Origin of the sequence: Selenomonas sp. GACV-9, assembly GCA_900116485.1 — a bacterium.
Classification (GTDB): domain Bacteria; phylum Bacillota; class Negativicutes; order Selenomonadales; family Selenomonadaceae; genus Selenomonas_A; species Selenomonas_A ruminantium_G.
Genome location: FPAX01000012.1, coordinates 1 through 18,460, shown reverse-complemented (window position 1 = coordinate 18,460; position 18,460 = coordinate 1). Strand labels below are relative to the sequence as shown.

The following is an 18,460-nucleotide window of genomic DNA, read 5'->3' as shown; positions in this document are numbered from 1 at the left end:
TATTTTTTATCACTCCCTTAATTAGTATAATCATATTTTAGTATTTTTCAACATGTATATTCCTATTTTATCACTTTATAGAGCAGAAAACTCCTTCTTTGCTAAACTAAAAAGCAAAAGGAGATTTACCCATGCTTACAAAGAGACTACGGGCTCTGCGCGAAGATTCCGACATAAAACAAAAAGAGATTGCCGAAGCCCTGCAAATAAAGCCTAATACCTATAACCGCTATGAATGCGGTGTCAATGAACCTGATATTGCAATGCTGATAAAACTAGCCGATTACTTTGAAGTGTCCTTGGATTATCTCTTGGCACACGAACCGAAAAATACCAACAATCTGCCTGACCTTTCTCATTTTCTGCTAAGCGGTGACTACCAGCTTTTCGGCCGTACGCCCACCGATGACGAACGGCAAAAATTAGCCGCCGTCGTAAAATTGTTTTTTTCATAACCCACAATAAAGGAGCCGTAAACAAAAATGCAAAAAGCATGTTGTTTACGGCTCCTTTATTGTAGAACTTATGGCATGGTAATATTCCGATAACCGAAATCATTTTATGTTCTGTTATCCTTATTGGTGGATTCTGCCTCCATCATCAGGCGGTCAAAATCGCTGATATATTTTTTATCTTGAAGGACTCGATACTGTTCGAATTCAGATTCAGCAAAAGCCTTGGCGATAGCTGCAGTAACTTTTTCTTTATCCTGCAACACCTCGGCATCATTGAACTGCAGAAAGGCATCAAGCTTATTTGACCAGTCAGCCATGGTCATGGGAATATGACGACGAGCTTGACGAGTTGCGTAATCCAGATACATCGTGACAATCTCGTTAAGCTCCTGCAGCTCTACCGCTGTATTGCCATGAACAGCATAGTGCATTTTATTCTGTACCGTGGCAAAGAAATCACGAGTGATTGTACTTTCCAGCGTATAATCCACTGCAGTGGCGTAGATGTCCGTGATTTTCTGATAGAAGCGGCGCTCACTGGCGCGAATTTCCTGAATCTCAGAAATCAGATGCTCAAAATAGTCTTCATCAAAAATCTGACCATTGATAAGGCGGTTCTTATCCAGCACATATCCCTGCATGGCAAAGGTGTTTAGCACCTTAGTTGCCCACTGGCGGAATTGAATAGCACGCTTAGAGTTTACCTTGTAGCCAACAGCAATGATAGCAGGCAGGGAATAAAAGTTATACCGATAGTTTTTGCCATCATCGGCAGTTTGTGCCATTTTGGCACAAACTGCATTTTTATCTAATTCGCCATCTGTGAAAATAGTTTTCAAATGCTTGGTAATGGCTGTTCTGCCTACATCAAAAAGTTCTCCCATTGCCTTCTGCGTCAGCCAAACGTCGCCATCCTGTACGCGCACCTCGATAGAGTCAGCACCACTATCCTTGGTAAATACCAAAAAATCCACCGTGCTATTGCGGACATTAACTTTGTCCATTAAGCCACTCCCTTCCTCCTACCATATATATCCATCCTTCCTGGTAACATTCCCCGGACTGTCAGCAAAAGTATAGTATATGTCAGAAAGAATGTCCACTTAACGGACAAAAACACGGCAAAAGAATTCAGTCAAAACGCTCGTCAATCACGCGCTTGGTTTTCTTTTCGCTGCGCGGCAGCAGGCCGAGTTCGACGACTTTGACGATTGGCGTGAAGCCGATACGGCTCTTGACTTTCTGTGCAACCTTTTCGGCCATCTGCTGGAAGTTGACCGAGCCATTCGTCTCGATGTAGATGCGCATGGTGTCCTTGCCGTCGAGATGGGAGATGCGGATCTGGTATTCGCTGGACAGCTCGGGGAAGGTATGCAGGATTTCCTCGATCTGTTTCGGGAATACATTGACGCCCTTGATCTTGACCATGTCATCGCTGCGGCCGACCAGCGTATCGATACGCGGGAAGCGGCTGCCGCAGGGGCAGTCCCCCGGCACGATGCGCGAAATGTCATGGGTGCGGAAACGGATCAACGGTGCGCCCTCCTTGACCAGGGTCGTGATGACAATCTCGCCATACTCGCCATCAGGCACATTCTCGCCAGTCTCGGGGTCGATGATTTCCAGGTAGATGAAATCGTCCCAATAATGCATGCCCGTATTATGCGCGCAGCTGATGCCGATGCCCGGCCCGTAGATTTCCGTCAGACCATAGATATCGTAAAGCTCGATGCCGAGTTCGCCCGCAATGCGCTCGCGCATCTTCGCGCTCCAGCGCTCGGAGCCGATGACGCCCTTCTTCAGATGGATCTTGTCCTTGATGCCGCGCTTTTCGATTTCCTCGGCCAGCAGCAAAGCATACGACGAGGTTGCCGTGAGCACCGTACTCTTCATATCCATCATGAACTGCAGCTGCTTGTCAGTATTGCCCGGACCCATGGGCACGACCATGGCACCCAGTTTCTCGGCACCATTCTGGAACCCGATGCCCGCTGTCCAGAGTCCATAGCCCGGCGTTATCTGGATGCGATCTTTGTTCGTGATGCCGGCAAATTCATAGCAGCGCTTGAACATCTCAGCCCAATCGTCGACGTCCTTGGCCGTATAGGGAATGATTACCGGCGTGCCTGTCGTGCCCGAAGATGAATGGATGCGGACAATCTGGCGCTCCGGCACAGCCATGAGCCCCAGCGGATAGGCATCGCGCAAATCCTGCTTTTCCGAAAAGGGCAGGTTCAGGAAATCTTCCTTCGTCTCGACCTTTTCGATGCCGGCCTCACGCAGGCGCTGTCCATAGAAGTTGTTTGCCTCCAGCAGGCGCTCAACCTGCCGGTTTACCATATTGAGCTGCTGTTCATTGATCTGCATAGGTTCTACTCCTCCATTATCGATATTAGCGGGCAAAGGCCAGCGCCTTTTCATTGAGCGCATGGAATCTTTCCGGAACGCGCTCGTGGATGGCCGCGAGTATATCCTGTTCGGAAAGCCCCAGAGCGCCGCTGCGCACCGCTGCTCCGAGCAGCACGACATTGAGCACCTTCATCGAACCGAGCTCCCTTGCCGCCGCGTCGCTGTCCACCACCGTCAAGTCAGCCACCTTGGCACGCAAGTAAGCCATAATGCCCTCGGCATCATAAGCCGAGTCGCCAATCATGGCGCTGACCGGCAGGATGGGATGGCTGCTGACGACGACACTGCCGCCCTCTTTCAGGAAGGGCAGCTGCCGCACGGCCTCAGCCGGCTCGAAGGCAATGATGAGGTCGGCCCGTTTCTTGCCGATCAGCGGCGAGCCCTCGCCTGCATCCAGACGCAGGTGACTGAACACGCTACCGCCGCGCTGGGCCATGCCGATGGTTTCAGCCGTCTTGACGGGTATCCCCTTTTTCATAGCCGCTGCAGCAATCAGCTTGGACGCGAGAATCGTCCCCTGACCGCCAACGCCGCAGAGAATGATATCTGTACTCATAATTTCTCGCCTCCTGCTATCGCTGCCACCGGACAGATGCTCTCGCAGAGCGTGCAGCCCGTGCAGAGCGTTTCATCAATGAAGGCCTTGCCTTCCCGCATCACCAATGCTGGACAGCCCAGCGAGCGGATGCATTTCTGACAGCCGATACATTTCCCAGCGTCGACCTTCGAGTGTGCTTTTGGCTTAGCCAGTACGACGCAAGGCGACTTGAAGATGATGGCCTTGACGCCTGGCTCGGCAGCCACGCGCTTGACCGTCGCCACAGCCTCCGCATGGTTGAGGGGATTTACCGTCTCGACGACGGTAAGTCCGATGGCCCTTAGAACCTTTTCGATGCTCACGGCCTGCACCACATCGCCGCGGATGGTCTTGCCCGTACCGGGATGCGGCTGATGACCGGTCATCGCCGTCGTCGAATTGTCGAGCACCACGAGGGTCATATCGGCCTGATTGTAGAAGGCATTGACCGTTCCCGTGATGCCAGCTGCAAAGAATGTCGAGTCGCCCACAAAGGCAAAGCATTTCGTCTGCGGGTCCATATGATAGACGCCCTGGGCGATATTGATGCCGGCCCCCATGCACAGGCAAGTATCGCACATATCAAGGGGCGCTGCATTGCCAAGGGTATAGCAACCGATGTCGCCACAGTAGATGGTCTTCTGGCCGCGCATGGCCTCCTTGACCGCCACAAACGAGGCCCGATGCGGACAGCCGGCACAGAGCACCGGCGGCCGCACCGGAAGTGCCGGTGCCTCCTCAGCCAGCTCAGCCGCTATGCCTGACTGTGTCTTTCCTAAAAACGCATCGATTGCCTCGCCGACGGATTCCACCGTATTTTCACCAGCGGTCTTGACATCGCCAGTCAGCTTGCCTCGGATCACAGTCGGCAGATGATATTTGCCGCAGACCATCAGTAAGGACCGTTCGATGACAGGGTCGAGCTCCTCGATGCAAAGGACTTCATCCAGCCCCTGCAGGAACTTGACTGCCAGCTGCTCGGGGAACGGGAATGGCGTCGCCACATGCAGCACAGGAACGTGATTATCCGGCATCAGATTGTCGCGGGTATACATACTGCTGACACCATGGGTCGCCACTCCCTTGCGCAGATTCCCGATCTCACCTGCCCCCGGCAGTATCTTATTGCGCGGATAGTCTGATAAGACCTTGCTGAGCTCAGCATTGCGCGCCTCGATGGCCTCATGGCTGCGCACCGATAGTTTCGGGAAGATTACCCACTTCGAGGAATCCTTGATAAAGCCCTCACGCTCTTTCGTTTCGTATTCTGCCGGATCTTTGACCTCGATAGCCTCATAGGCATGGTCGATGCGCGTCGTCGGACGCAGGAATACCGGCGTATGATATTTTTCCGAAAACGCAAACGCTTCCTGCACCATCTCATAGGCCTCGGCTACTGTTGACGGGTCAAATACAGGCACCTTGGAAAACATGCCGAAGGTCCGCGTGTCCTGCTCCGTCTGGGAGGATATAGGCCCCGGGTCATCAGCCACCACGATGACCATACCGCCCTTGACACCTATGTATTCGAGGCTCATAAGCGGATCGGCCGCCACGTTGAGCCCGACCTGTTTCATCGTCACAAGGGCACGGGCACCGCTGTACGCCGCCCCTGCAGCTACCTCAAGCCCTGCCTTTTCATTGATTGACCATTCCACATGAACATCCGCTGCCCCGCGTTTGGCAATGGTCTCGAGAATCTCTGTCGAGGGCGTCCCTGGATAACCAGCCGCCAGATTGACACCAGCAGCCAGCGCACCAAGGGCAATCGCCTCGTTGCCCATCAGGAATTCGCTATGCATGATTGACTCTCTCCTAAAATTTTTCTATTCGTCGTACATTACTGTAAACATTGTCCTCTCTGATTGTATCATTGCCAAGAACCTATGTCAAAAAAAGACGATGAATAAATAAAAAATGCTATCCTTTCCCACGGAAAGAATAGCATCGGTCAATCATAATTTGCTCAGGATAAACTCGGCTTGGCCAGTAAGCGTATAATCGCCAAGCCCTGCTGGCAGGAACACGGTCTCCCCCTTAGCCAACGTCAGCTTATGCGCGCCGCTTGAAAGCTCCAGGCTTCCCATCAGCACCGTAAGGCTCTGGAAGGATTCCTCCCCTGCCGTCAGCTGACAGGAATCCTTGAGGTTCCCATGATAAGCTGTGAAATACTCGCACTGGGCCAGCAATGTAAGGTCTGCCCCCGGAATCACGTCGATGCAGGCCAGCGGCTCAGTCCCGCGCGCAGGCGGCGCAAGTTTCGTCACATCAAGCGCCTTATCCACATGGAGCTCACGGGGCTTGCCGTCCTTGCCGACACGTCCATAGTCATAGATGCGGTAGGTCGTATTCGAGCTCTGCTGGATCTCGCAGATCAATATGCCTTCGCCAATCGCATGCAGGGTACCCGCATCGATGAAGAACACATCGCCCTTATGGACGGGAACGCGGTTGCAGACTTCCAGGAGAGTATTGTCCTCGATCCGGCGCTTGAACTCAGCCTGCGTGATTTCGTGCTTGAATCCGTAGAGCAGGCTAGCTCCCGGTTCACAGTCGACGATATACCACATCTCGGTCTTGCCATACTCACCCTCGACACGCAGCGCATATTCGTTATCGGGATGAACCTGCACCGACAAGTTCCCCTTGGCATCGATGAGCTTGATGAGCAAGGGGAAATACGGGCATGCTGTCGCCTTCGTGCCCAGCACGCTCTTGTCCTGCTCTGCAAGCCAGGCGGCCAGCGTCTTGCCGGCCGCCTCGCCGTTGGCAATGACGCTCTGCCCATCCTTATGGCACGAGAGCTCCCAGCTCTCAGCCACCTTCGCCAGCGTCGTCTTCTTGCCATATTCATCCTTGAGCCGCGTGCCGCCCCAGAGATAATCCTTGAGCGGGGCCTCCAGTTTCAACGGGTAAATCATTCAGCAACCTTCCCTTCTTTATCTCTTGTCCACATACAGAGTCTATTATACCGTTTCTGCCAGCAGGCGTCCACTCAAGATAAACTTCGTACCAGCCCCCGGCTCGCTCTCACAGGAAATGTTGATGCCATGACGATGGGCGATTTCCTGGGCAATCGCGAGCCCCATACCGGTTCCCTGCTCATTATTCTCGCGGCTCCCATGAAAGCGTTCAAAGATATATGGCAGCTCCTCGGCTGCAATGCCGCAGCCATGGTCTTCCACTGTTACCTGCCATTCCTCCTGCTTGCGCCAGCCATAAACTTCGACACGCTGTCCCGCGGACGAGAATTTCACGGCATTGTCCATCAAGATCATCACGAGCTGCCGCAAACGCCCATAATCTCCCTCCATCGGCAATGGCTCAGGCAACTCCACCTCCACGGCAATCATCCTGGCTGTTGCCAGCGAGCGGATATTGGCAGCGGCCTCCTGCACGGCCTCGCGGAAATCCAGCGGCACCATTTCCATCGTAAAGCCTGGATTCTGCAAGCGGGAAAGTTCCAGAAGGTCACCGACCAGCCGCTCCAATGCCGAAAGGTTTGCCATCATCTGGCGGCTGTATTTGCTGCGCTCAGCATCCCCCTGCACGAGCCCCGAGGCCAACAGTTCCACGGTACCCCGCAGCACAGTAAGCGGTGTGCGCAGCTCATGGGAAATGGCCGAAAGGAAATCCTGACGCTGACGCGTCAAGCGCTCGCGCTCCTGCCTTGCCGCCTCCAGCCGGCTGCCCAACATGTCAATGTCACTTGCCAACATGCCAATCTCATCCTGCTGACTGATGCCGGTGCGCTCCTCATACTGCCCCTGAGCAAAGGAACGCGATACAGACTGCATGCGGTACAGCGGATCGATGAACCGCCGCGTCAAGAGAATGGCCAGCCCCCCTGCCAGCAGCAATCCGAGCAGCACCGAAAGGCCGAGCAGCTGCAAGCCGTCGCTCAATGTCTGCCTCATTTCCTGCAGCGGCCTGTGAATAAGCACTGCACCGATGACATTCCCGTCCTGTCCTATGAGGGGAGCGCCCACCGTCAGCGATGGTGTATCCACTAGCGCGCCGAAGTCACGGCTGACCGCAGTATGGCCTGCCAGAACCTGCTGCAAGACCGCCTCCACCTCTGGCGGCAGCTCCCCATCCTCGCGGCCGCTTTTTTCCCCATAGGCATAAATCATATGGTTTTGCGCCGTCACAAGCCATACCTTGCCCTGCATCATCTGATCAAGCTGCTGCAGGAAACGGCCCGGCTGATTCGCGTCCTCTGGCTCGGCAGCATTTACGCTGTACTGCTGGCGACACCAGCCGCGCTGCCCCATATGACGCCCCCGGCCATGTCCCATCATATGATGCGGCCATGGCTGCAGGGTTCCAGGCTCTTCGCTCATGGAGGTTCCTTCACTATCTGGTGATGCCAGCAATGACTGGCTGTCAGACAGCGATGGGATGATGGCCGCCAGTGTCTCGGCACGTTGTCTGAGCTCCGTTTCATACACCTGCTGATTGTAGCGCATGAACAGCCAGGCAAATACGCTGCCGCAGAGCACAGCAAACAACAGCAGTGTCAGCGAGAAATAAATCAACAATCGTTTCGTCAAACGGTGTCTCATGACGGAACCTCCAACCGATATCCACGTCCCCAGACCGTGCCAATAAAGCAGCCTTGGAGCCCCGCCTGTTCCAGCTTGGCCCGCAGCCGGCGGATATGGGTATCGACAGTGCGCGTGTCGCCTGTATAGTCTATGCCCCAAACCTTATCGAGCAGCTGGTCGCGTGAAAACAGCTGTCCGGGATTCGCCGCGAGCAATAGCAGGATATCAGCCTCCTTGTGAGTGAGCCGCACTGGTTGCCCTGCAACCATCACTGCACCTGCCTCTTCCTGGATGGTCAGGTTGCCATACTGCCGTCCCTGGTGTGACGGATCTCCGCTGCGGTGCAGCCGCCGCAGCACAGCCTTGACCCGCGCCATGACTTCAGGCGCCGAAAAGGGTTTGACTACATAGTCATCAGCCCCGATCTCCAGCCCCATGATGCGGTCATAGTCCTCGCCTCGCGCTGTAATCATGATGATAGGCACATCCGAGCAGGCGCGAATCTTGCGGCAGACCGCAAAGCCATCGAGCTTTGGCATCATGACATCGAGCAGTATCAGATTGATGGGCTCGCGGCAGAACAACTCCCAGGCCTGCTCCCCATCTGTAGCCAGCACGGTCTCATAGCCAGCCGCCCGCGCAAAATTATCCAGGATATCAAGGATTGCCTCGTTATCATCTGCCAGCAAAATCTTCATCTTCATCCCTCCTGACATTTTCTAGTCTAGCAGAAAAGCCCCGTCCTGTCGTGCCGCAAAAAAAATTTTTACTTGTAACAGTTCTGTCACAATTGCCTGTTATACTAGGCCCAGAAAGATCACTTACAAGCATATTGAGGAGGAATAACCCATGAAAAAGAAAATGATTGCTCTGCTTGCCGTGTCCCTGCTCGCCTTGTCTGTCCCCGCTTTTGCTGCTGACAATGATACCGACACTGCTGCCGATAACAGCTGGGGCTGCTGGCGCAGCAATACACAAGATGGTTCTGACGATGCCCGCGGCGGTTACTACTGCGGTGGCGGCCATCGTGGCTGGCATCATCGTCAGTAACATAGGTATCGCTTTTTCTGCTTAACCTCCAGGCCAAAATATCCGATATATAGATGAGGGAGTTATGCTCTCAGCGAAACGGATTTCAACGGCCAAGAAAAGGAGGACAACATGGCTAACACCATCCAGCACGCCGGTCATACACCCCGGCTCGACAATGCCAGCCATACTGGCAAAAAACGTCCTGTGACGAAACAAACCAGTTTGCGTCAGGACATTTCGGATTCTTTTGGCCTCGACAAGGATTTTTCCCTGTCCCTTTCGGGCTCGGCTCTGTCGCGTGCCGCCCAGAAGCCACGGTCAGATGCCGCTGCCACAGGTGGACAGCAAAACCTCCGCCCGGAGGAAGAAAAGCTGTCGGCGAAGGCAAAAGATTATCTAGCCAAGCTGCGTGATCAGTACGGCGACTACGATTTCATCATCGCCGATGATGTGCAGAATCCCCTGGATGTCACGGGCCCCAGCAGCAAAAAGTACTTCGTGGTCCTGTCCACCGAGGAAATCGAGCGCATGGCTGAAGACGAAGATTATGCTCAGGAAGTGATGGGCAAGGTCGAATCAGCCATCGGCACGCTGAACGAGGTGCAGGAAAAAGGCCTGCTGGGCGAAGGCGTGCGCTTCAGCCGTCTGGCAATCACCTTTGACGAAGATGGCAACACCAAGCTGTTCGCAGAACTCGAGCGCATGAGCGAAGAGCAGCAGGAGCGCCTCGAAAAGGCCATGGCTAAACGCGCCGAAGAAAAGAAAGAGGCTGCAGCCAAAGCCGCCCGGCCTCCGCTACCTCATGCCGATGCCTTCCACGCCACGATCCAGAACAAGCAGCCACCACATCATCCACCATTAGAAGTTATCCTGCGACTATTGCATGCCGACAAGCAGCAGTTTCCGCACCACACGGATTCCAATCAGCAAGGCAAAGATGCCGCACCGGTCCACCACAAGCACGGCGGTCATCATCCTCACGTCCGGCATGCTGGTCATGCCCCTGAGCCGCCGCAGGCAGCCAATACGGTCCGCATCGAAGCCGACTCGATAGAAGAATTACTCGAAAAAGCTCAAAACATTGAATGGCAATAACGTAAAAAACTCTGATTCCAAGAATCAGAGTTTTTTATTTCCGTATGGATTAGCGGATTTCCGTCACTACTCCATCTTTCGTATAAACATAGATTGATTTGCCATTATGCTGGAAGACATACTGCTTGATATCGCCTTCCTTTGTCGAGCTTGCATTCACCCGCTCTGGCTTTCCCATGGCGGCCGTAATCTTATCTTCCGGATCGCCAGGACGAAGGTTACCGTATTTTCCCTCTTCCATGGATTTCTTATGTTTTTCCGCGTTCGTAGCATCAGACGCAGCTTGCTTTTTAGCCTCATTTTCCATGCCGATGATCAAGCGCTTGAACGGAACGATCTTATCTGCCAATACGCCATTATAATTATCCGGCAACTCCGCTGCGAACTGCTGCAAGTCCTTGTTCTCCAAAACATTGAGATTCGTCATATGGCCATCGTAGGTACTGACCTCGCGCATGGCCTTTGCATAAGTCTTCAGTACGGCGGCATCGGGGCAATCCACTGCCATTTTTTCTGCGATGCTGTCACTGTCAAAATCATGCAATAGATTGAGCGCATTATCGATTTTCTTTTGATCTGGCTTCGAAAAGGAAACATCGCGCAGGATATCCTCCGCCTGCTGGTATTTCTTGATCAACGCAGCCTTATATTCTGCATCGAGTTCCTCACTGTATTCGGAAACGACCTGCGCCTTCATCTCATGAAAACCATTGATACCGCCGACAACAGCAGCGACGATTCCCATCATGACTGCCAGCAATGCCAGCGGATAACGTCGGCGTTTGAAAAATAATCCGCCCACCGCGAATATGAGCAAAGGGCAAGCTAGAAATAAAACAATCGTTATAAAGGACATGACAACCTCCTCGTCCACACATGGATATCTTTATTCTACCACCGCCATGCAACAAGGTAAATGGGACTAATGGGCATAAAAAATACCAGTCGCCGCCCAAAAGCAGCAACTGGTATTCCAGGAATCATGAATCAGTCTTTGATTGCAGCCAGAACTTCGGATGCCGACAGATTGTTCTCTGCCATGTAAGCCGTCAGTTCCTGATAATCCTCTTTGGCTTTCTTTTCTTTTACATCAGCCAGCTGAGCTTTGAGCTTTTTGAGCTCGTCCTGCTTCTTAGCGATCTTCTCCTCAAGAACCGAAATCTTTTCATCGTAATTTGCTTTTCTTGCCATCTTGCATTCTCCTTTAATATCGAATTTATCGATTTATTCTATATTTTAGATTGTAGCAAAATATCCAGAATTCTGCAAGATTATTCTCAATAAAAATGCGAGTGTCAACTCTCGAGTTGCTGGCTCAATCGCTCGGCTAGCAAAGTATATCTTCTGCGCATGCGGTCATTTTCAACAGCAGTCGTAAGCGCCGCTTTACTGCCGAGCAAGATAACCTGACGTTTAGCTCGCGTTACTGCCGTATAGAGCAGATTACGCTGCAGCATGATACGATGGCTTGGCGTCAATGGCAAAATGATGACCGGATACTCACTTCCCTGACTTTTATGGACGCTCATCGCATAGGCCAGCATGAGTTCATTGAGCTCGCTTTTCTCATAATCAACGACGAGTTCTTCCGAAAAATGCACCGTGATATGGCTCGGTTCGACCGCTGTAATAAAACCGATATCGCCATTAAAGACGCCCTTGGTATAATTGTTTTTCGTTTGCATGACCTTATCACCAAAGCGGAAAACCTGCACACTATTGACGAATTCTGCCTTTGACGGAGCCTTGGGATTCAAGGCTTCCTGCAAGAGTTTGTTGAGATTGGCAACACCGCATTCCTGTCTGTGCATCGGCGATAATACCTGCACATCGGTCAGCGGATTGAAACCAATCTGGGGCAGTTTTTCGGCACATAATGACACGATGTTCCTGACCGTTGCCTCATCATTCGGGGTTTCAATGAATTGGAAATCCCCCGCTGCTCCGCATACCGGCAATCGCCCGGCATTGATGGCATGTGCATTGAGCACGATGGTGCTCTCCTCCCCCTGCCGGAAAACCTCGCTAAGGCAGACACTCGGTATCACGCCTGCACGCAGGATATCCTTGAGCACCGAGCCTGGCCCTACGGCCGGCAGCTGATCGACATCACCGACGAGGATGACATGGCAGCCATCAGGTACTGCCTCGAGGAAATGCTGCATGAGCACGATATCCATCATCGAGACTTCATCGAGGATGATGGCATCAGCCTCCAGCTGCTCATCCGAGTCCTTGGCAAACATCGAGCCGCCATCTTCTGCCCGGCCCCCCTGCGCCTCCAGCATGCGGTGCACCGTCATCGTCCGGCGCCCCGTGGCCTCAGCCAGCCGTTTGGCCGCACGGCCAGTCGGCGCGCCCAGCAGGATGTTGAGACCTGCCAGCTCAAGCATATCAAGCATGCCGCGGACCACCGTCGTCTTACCAGTCCCCGGGCCACCAGTCAGCACGAAAATGCCATGAGTCAGCACCGCTGCCATGGCCTCACGCTGCCCTTTGGCAAGGTCGAGTCCAGTCATGGTCTCCCATTCTTCGACGAGCTTATCTGGATTGGCCACCGACAATGGTTCGGCGTATTTCTGCAGGTAGAGCAATTTGCGCGCGACCTTCTTTTCTGCCCGATAAAGATAGGGAGGATATATCAGCGTCTCGGCACCGACATACTCGACAGACAGCCGCTGAAGTTCCAGCTGTTTCTTCAGCACTTGCCGCACTGTTTCCGTCTCGACCTGCAGGAGCTTAGCCGCCTTGCTGACCAAGGGCTCCTCAGGAATACAGCAATGGCCATTGAGCGAGATCTGCTGCAACGCATAGTCAATGCCAGCTGCGACACGGCCCTCATCATCGCGCGTCATCCCAATGCTTGCAGCAATGGCATCTGCGGTTGCAAAGCCGATGCCCTCGACTTCCTGCGCCAGCTGATAGGGATGACTCTCGAGCATATCGATGGCAAAGGAGCTGTACTGCTTATAGATGCGGGCTGCCAGCGCTCCCGACACGCCATGACTCTCGAGCCAGAGCATGATCTCACGCAGCTCCGACTGGCTGTTATAAGATGCCGCAATCTTCTCGGCAGTCTTGCGGCCAATGCCCTCGACGAGCTCGAGCTGATGCGGTTTCTTTTCGATGATGTCGAGGGCATCCTTGCCGAACTTGGCCACGATACGCCGTGCCATGGCCGGCCCTACGCCATCGACAACGCCTGAGGCCAGGAAACGCTCGATACCCTCGACACTCGTCGGCGACTCGAGACGCATGCTCACCGCCTTGAACTGCTGCCCAAACCGCGGATGGACGATCCAGCTGCCCTTCAGGTGGATCTGCTGGCCCACCAGCGGCGGTTCCGCGTTCACCGTCACATTGATGCGGCTGTTCTGATGGGTCGGGCGCAGCCGGAATACTGCAAACTGGCCATTGTCGCTGGCAAAGATAATGCTGTCGACGAGACCTTCAATCTCTTCTTCGGCATGCAAACCAAGCGTAGTCTGCTGATATTCAGAATTTGCCATAGACGGCCTCTCCTTTCCTCACGCCTCGGTGAGACGTTCCCACTTTTCATAGCGCTGCTCGATTTCCTGTTCCTTTGCCGCATAGGCCTCGGCAATCTCCTGGCTCTTGACCGGATCAGCCTGTACTGCCGGATCGTTCATCTGATACTCAAGCCCCTTGAGCTCTGCCTCGGCCATAGCGATTTCCGCCTCAGCGCGCTGGATCATCTCTGTGCGCTTGGCATCACTCATGCTCTGGATGCGGCCAAGTTCTGCCTGCCGTCTGGCCTCCTGATCACGCACCGCAGCTTCGGCCTGGGAACCTTCTCTCCTGGCCGCCTTGGCCTGTTTTTCCTTTTCCCGCGTCGCCTTGATTTTCTGCGCCTTCTCTGCCTCCAGCCGTTCCTCCTCAGCCTCGGCAGCAGCCAGCTCTTTCTTCATGAGGTAATAGCTGTAGTTGCCCATATACTCAGTGAGCTTGCCATCCTCGAGCTCCAGCGTGCAGTTGGCCACCTTGTCGAGGAAATAACGGTCATGGGATACGGCCAGGAATGTTCCCGGATAGGCCATGAGCGCCTCTTCGACGGCCTCACGGGCTGGAATGTCGAGATGGTTGGTCGGCTCGTCGAGCACGAGGAAATTCGCGCCGGTCAGCATGAGCTTGAGGAAAGCCACGCGCGACTGCTCGCCACCTGAGAGATCGCCAATGCGACGCAGGACTTCATCGCCATGAAACAGGAATGCACCGAGATATTTACGCGCCTGTTCCTCGTCGATGCCATACTCATACATGATTTCATCCAGTACGGTATTTTCCATATGGAGTCCTTCGTGCTGCTGCGAGAAATAGCCGATCTTGACTCGGCTGCCAATCTTGACTCGGCCCGCTGCTGTCTCAATCTCGCCCACCAGCACGCGCAGCAGCGTCGTCTTGCCGGCGCCATTGGGACCGACGAGAGCAACGCCATCGCCATTGCGGATCAAAAGCGAGATATGCTCAAATATCGGCTGGGCACCAAAGGAAAAGGAAATATCCTCAAGTTCTGCCACACGCTGCGCACACTCCGGCGGCGTGTTGAGGGCAAAGTAATTGAAAGACGCCTCCGACGGCGGCAGCACGATGCGCTCAAGGCGGTTGAGCTGGCTCTGGCGGCCGCGCGCCTGCTTGGACTTGATGCCGGCCTTGTACTTGCGGATGTATTCCTCAGTCTTCCTGATGTGCTCCTGCTGCTTCTCATAGGCCGACTGCAACGCTGCCCGGCGCTGGGTCTTGACCTTCATGAAATAGGTATAGTTGCCCTCATAGCTCGTCACAGTCTTGTTCTCAAGCTCGATGATGCGCGTGGCAACCTTGTCGAGGAAGTAACGGTCATGGGAGATGATCAGCACGCCTCCCTGATAGCTCTTGAGGAATCCCTCCAGCCATTCGATCATATGGATGTCGAGATGGTTGGTCGGCTCGTCGAGGAACAGGAAATCAGGTTCGCGCAACAGTGCCTTCGCGAGGCAGATACGCGTCTTCTGTCCGCCGGAGAAATGCTGCACATCCTTGACAAACTCGGCCTCCGTAAAGCCAAGACCGAACGCAATGCGGCGGATGCGGCTCTCATAATCATAGCCTTCAAGTCGTTCAAACTGCTCGACGACCTTGCTGTACGCCTTCATCGTCTCCTCATCATGATCGACAGCTATCTGCTTCTCCAGAGCCCGCTTGCGCTCACCGAGCTCAATGACATCATCAAAGGCCCGCCGGAACTCATCATAGAGCGTGCCTTCGCCGAAATCAGCCTGCTGCTCCACATAGCCGATCGTATCAGCACTGTCGAGCTGGATCGTGCCGCCATCCGACTCCTCCTGCCCCATGAGTATCTTCATCAAAGTCGTCTTGCCGGCACCATTGGCGCCGACAAAGCCGACACGGTCGCCGCGGCCGACCTCGAAATTCACATCATGGAACAACTCATCTATGCCAAAGGCTTTCTTGAGCCCTGTGACTCTTAATATACCCAAAATAAATTCTCCTTGTCATGAAACGAATATCAGTTCTGCTATAATAAAGCCTTCCCCCGCAGGGGAAGGTTTTATGTTACTTGCGATAATCCAGTCCGATATGGACAACAGCTTGATTCGAGCTGCCGCCATCCATGATCACGCACGTGAACGGCATGCCGTAGAAAACATCGGTATTGCGCGTCGACGTGGTGATTGTCGTCTGCTGGCGCGAACTCGTCTTGCCCGTCTCAACACCCGAGATGATAAAGCCTTTGCGTTGCAAGATGCCAGCCACCTCAGCACCAGCGCCGTTGATGCCGCTGTCGTTGATGACCATGACCGAAATCTGATTCGGCTTCATCGCTTCCTGCTCTTTTTTCTGTTCTTCCGCCTCAGTCTCTTCCTCGATCTTGCCTGTCGCATTCTTCGACTTGGCCAGGATCTGCATATCCTTCGGCAGGCTCTTCATGTACTCGTCCTCATCAGCCTGAGCCTTGGCTTTGTCTTCCTCCGAAGCCTCAAGACCCAGCTCATCCATGATCAGCTGACGCAGATCCGTGATATCGGGAATCCAATAGCTGACATCCTGCAGATAAGCCGGCTGTCCTGGAACCATCTGCGCTGACAAGCCATTGTCATGGACTGTCTTCATCTGCTTGGCAAAGCTCAAGAGCTCCGGCACGGACATGTCTGTCGAGATTGCCGAGCTGACTTCCTCGACAAATTTCGGTAGCCGCGGCAACATCTCCGGTGAAATCAATTTTGTCAAACAGGCCTTGACGAACTTCTGCTGACGGCCGATACGGCCGATATCGCCTTCGCCGTCGCGATACCGGACATACTGGATGGCTTTCTTGCCATCCATATGCTGCTCGCCCGGATAAAGATCGATGACGAGGCCGCCGTTATCATCCCATGGGTCTTCATAATGCATGCGCTTTTCCACATTGATATCCACACCGCCCATCGCATCGATGATGCGAGCAAAGGCCGTCGTATTGATGATGATATAATGATTGATCTTGACGCCCAGCAATGACTCGACCGATTTCTGCGACATCTGATGGCCGCCATAGGCGTAAGCATGATTGATTTTCTCATAGCCATGTCCCTCGATAGGCACACGGGTATCACGCGGCACAGACAACAGCGCCGCCTTGCCCTTATCTTCATCCAAAGCTGTTACCATCATCGTATCACTGCGCCCCACATCATCCTGACGGCTGTCGACGCCCAGTATCATGACATGGACAATATTCTCTTTAGGTGCTGCTCCCAGGATTCCCCCGGAACTGCCACCTTGATGATTGCGGCCCAGCGAAAAACCTGCCACCGCTACCAATATCGCCAGCAGGAACATTCCCACCAGCCGCAAACGCTTAAAACTGCGTTTCTTTTTGCGTCTTTGCCGCATTAAATCGCGCTCCTTAGCAAATAATTCAACTCACTAAGTATAACAAAAAAAGACCCTCTCCGCAAACGGAAAAGGTCTCATGCTTACCTATTCAAGACAATTCAATCAGCCAAAAAAACCGATGGATCGATATTGATTTCATGAATGAAATGACGCAGGTCATTGTCTGATAAAACTATCTCAATGGCCTTATTACCAGCTGGGTCTTTTGACAAATACACCGTATGCGGAATAGAAAGGATATTGCCATCATGATCAGCAAACAGGATGATGGTTGGCATCTCCGTTTTGCCAAAAATACAATCCTTGACGATTGCATATCCATATATTGTCTTCAAGATCGTGCCAACAGGATAAATCGAAACATTGTTGAAAAACAACTGCAGCAAATCCTCATCAAATTGCCCCTTCATCACATTCTTCATGATATTGTAGGCAACATGGGCTGTATACGCCTTCTTGTAGGGCCGCTCACTAGTCAATGCATCATAAACATCAGCAATGGCAACAATCTTGGCAAAACGATGTATCTGTCCAGCCTGCAAACCACGTGGATACCCCTGTCCATTGATATGCTCATGGTGCTGTGAAGCAATTGCTGCCAATACGGAGGGAGATGGGAGCGGCTGCTTCATATTCAGGATGCGAACAGCACCATCCAAGGGATGCTGCTTGATGATTGCAAATTCTTCTTCGTCAAGCCTTGTCGACTTCGTAAGGATTGCTGGCGGCACATTGATCTTGCCCAAGTCATGCAGCAACGCCCCCAAGGTCAGGAGCAGCAGATCCTTCTTCGGATAATGGCAGAGCATGCCAAGCATCGCTGACAAGATTGCAACATTGACGCTATGGGCAAAGGTATAGGTATCATGCAAGCGGATATCCGTCAATTGCACAAGGTTTTCCTTGCGCTCGATGATATCGAAGATGATATCCTCCGAAACCCCCTGCATCGCCTCGACATCGAGCTCGCCTGTTTTCTCGACATTCAAGAATGCGTCATAGACTTTCTTGATCGCATTGATACGTGTCTTTTCCTGCACAACGTCTTCTGGCGGAAACAACTGGAAATTAGGATTCGATGATGTTACCGTCACCGTTGGAATACCTATTTTTTCCAACTGATGGATATACTCTGAGGTAATGGGCTGCCCTTTGACCAAGTAGCTGGCTCCATGCTTATTATATATACTTTGCGCAATAATCATGCCTTGCTTGAGTTTCCTAATAGGAAGGCGTATCATTGCCCATCCATCCCTTCATACAAAAACATATACAACACAACACCTATATCATATCTTATTTCGACAATTTTGCAAAGAAAAAAGACATCCACAACATGGATGCCTTTCGCTTAACTGGCAACTCCCTATCCTCCCAGTCCGTCTCCAGACAAGTACTTTCGGCGTATATGTGCTTAACTACTGTGTTCGGTATGGGAACAGGTGGAA

At 53.0% G+C, this 18,460-nt stretch carries 16 protein-coding genes and 1 rRNA gene; 3 read left to right on the top strand and 14 right to left on the bottom strand.

Going from position 1 to position 18,460, the window contains the following annotated elements:
* Nucleotides 1–131: 131 nt before the first annotated feature.
* Entirely contained in the window at nucleotides 132–455 is a 324-nt protein-coding gene (locus BM322_RS09855; RefSeq protein WP_075430054.1) for a helix-turn-helix domain-containing protein, read from the top strand.
* A gap of 104 nt (nucleotides 456–559) precedes the next feature.
* Here the strand turns inward: BM322_RS09855 and rhuM are convergent, their stop codons facing one another.
* The 7 genes from rhuM to BM322_RS09820 all read right to left on the bottom strand — a co-directional run bounded on the left by rhuM (nucleotide 560) and on the right by BM322_RS09820 (nucleotide 8,686).
* Nucleotides 560–1,459, bottom strand: coding sequence for a RhuM family protein (gene rhuM / locus BM322_RS09850; RefSeq protein ID WP_075430052.1), 900 nt, complete (start codon nucleotides 1,457–1,459; stop codon nucleotides 560–562).
* A gap of 127 nt (nucleotides 1,460–1,586) precedes the next feature.
* The gene (locus BM322_RS09845; RefSeq protein ID WP_075430050.1) at nucleotides 1,587–2,822 is read right to left on the bottom strand and encodes a phenylacetate--CoA ligase family protein; all 1,236 of its coding nucleotides are present in this window, start codon (nucleotides 2,820–2,822) and stop codon (nucleotides 1,587–1,589) included.
* Nucleotides 2,823–2,847: 25 nt separating this feature from the next.
* A complete protein-coding gene (locus BM322_RS09840) occupies nucleotides 2,848–3,420 on the bottom strand; it encodes an indolepyruvate oxidoreductase subunit beta (RefSeq protein WP_075430048.1) in 573 nt (190 codons plus the stop codon).
* Nucleotides 3,417–5,243, bottom strand: coding sequence for an indolepyruvate ferredoxin oxidoreductase subunit alpha (iorA, locus tag BM322_RS09835; RefSeq protein ID WP_075430046.1), 1,827 nt, complete (start codon nucleotides 5,241–5,243; stop codon nucleotides 3,417–3,419). The genes BM322_RS09840 and iorA overlap by 4 nt, the downstream gene beginning before the upstream one ends.
* A gap of 153 nt (nucleotides 5,244–5,396) precedes the next feature.
* A complete protein-coding gene (locus BM322_RS09830; RefSeq protein WP_075430044.1) occupies nucleotides 5,397–6,362 on the bottom strand; it encodes a type I phosphomannose isomerase catalytic subunit in 966 nt (321 codons plus the stop codon).
* Nucleotides 6,363–6,407: 45 nt separating this feature from the next.
* Entirely contained in the window at nucleotides 6,408–8,006 is a 1,599-nt protein-coding gene (locus tag BM322_RS13800) for a HAMP domain-containing sensor histidine kinase (protein WP_318254589.1), read from the bottom strand.
* Nucleotides 8,003–8,686 carry a response regulator transcription factor gene (locus BM322_RS09820; protein ID WP_082334445.1) on the bottom strand — a complete coding sequence of 228 codons (684 nt, stop codon included), beginning with the start codon at nucleotides 8,684–8,686 and terminating at the stop codon, nucleotides 8,003–8,005. Before BM322_RS09820 ends, BM322_RS13800 begins: the two co-directional genes overlap by 4 nt.
* Before the next feature lie 151 nt (nucleotides 8,687–8,837).
* On the opposite strand from BM322_RS09820, the gene BM322_RS09815 reads away from it, so the two are divergent.
* Together BM322_RS09815 and BM322_RS09810 are read left to right on the top strand one after the other, a co-directional pair.
* A complete protein-coding gene (locus BM322_RS09815; protein WP_075430040.1) occupies nucleotides 8,838–9,038 on the top strand; it encodes a hypothetical protein in 201 nt (66 codons plus the stop codon).
* Nucleotides 9,039–9,149: 111 nt separating this feature from the next.
* Nucleotides 9,150–10,115, top strand: a complete 966-nt coding sequence (locus BM322_RS09810; RefSeq protein WP_075430038.1) for a DUF6033 family protein — start codon at nucleotides 9,150–9,152, stop codon at nucleotides 10,113–10,115.
* Nucleotides 10,116–10,164: 49 nt separating this feature from the next.
* Here BM322_RS09810 and BM322_RS09805 read toward each other — a convergent pair whose 3' ends face one another.
* The 7 genes from BM322_RS09805 to rrf form a co-directional block, all read right to left on the bottom strand.
* Nucleotides 10,165–10,971 (bottom strand): hypothetical protein, encoded by an 807-nt coding sequence (locus BM322_RS09805; protein WP_075430035.1) that lies wholly within the window; start codon nucleotides 10,969–10,971, stop codon nucleotides 10,165–10,167.
* Between the two features lie 131 nt (nucleotides 10,972–11,102).
* Entirely contained in the window at nucleotides 11,103–11,306 is a 204-nt protein-coding gene (locus BM322_RS09800) for a protein kinase (protein WP_075430033.1), read from the bottom strand.
* A 104-nt stretch (nucleotides 11,307–11,410) separates the two neighbouring features.
* Nucleotides 11,411–13,624 carry an ATP-dependent RecD-like DNA helicase gene (locus BM322_RS09795; RefSeq protein ID WP_075430031.1) on the bottom strand — a complete coding sequence of 738 codons (2,214 nt, stop codon included), beginning with the start codon at nucleotides 13,622–13,624 and terminating at the stop codon, nucleotides 11,411–11,413.
* An 18-nt stretch (nucleotides 13,625–13,642) separates the two neighbouring features.
* Nucleotides 13,643–15,613, bottom strand: coding sequence for an ABC-F family ATP-binding cassette domain-containing protein (locus BM322_RS09790; RefSeq protein WP_075430029.1), 1,971 nt, complete (start codon nucleotides 15,611–15,613; stop codon nucleotides 13,643–13,645).
* A 76-nt stretch (nucleotides 15,614–15,689) separates the two neighbouring features.
* The gene (locus BM322_RS09785) at nucleotides 15,690–17,009 is read right to left on the bottom strand and encodes an LCP family protein (RefSeq protein WP_075430027.1); all 1,320 of its coding nucleotides are present in this window, start codon (nucleotides 17,007–17,009) and stop codon (nucleotides 15,690–15,692) included.
* Between the two features lie 101 nt (nucleotides 17,010–17,110).
* Nucleotides 17,111–18,106, bottom strand: coding sequence for an HD-GYP domain-containing protein (locus BM322_RS09780; RefSeq protein WP_318254588.1), 996 nt, complete (start codon nucleotides 18,104–18,106; stop codon nucleotides 17,111–17,113).
* A 259-nt stretch (nucleotides 18,107–18,365) separates the two neighbouring features.
* Nucleotides 18,366–18,460, bottom strand: a 5S ribosomal RNA gene (gene rrf, locus BM322_RS09775); the annotation flags it as partial.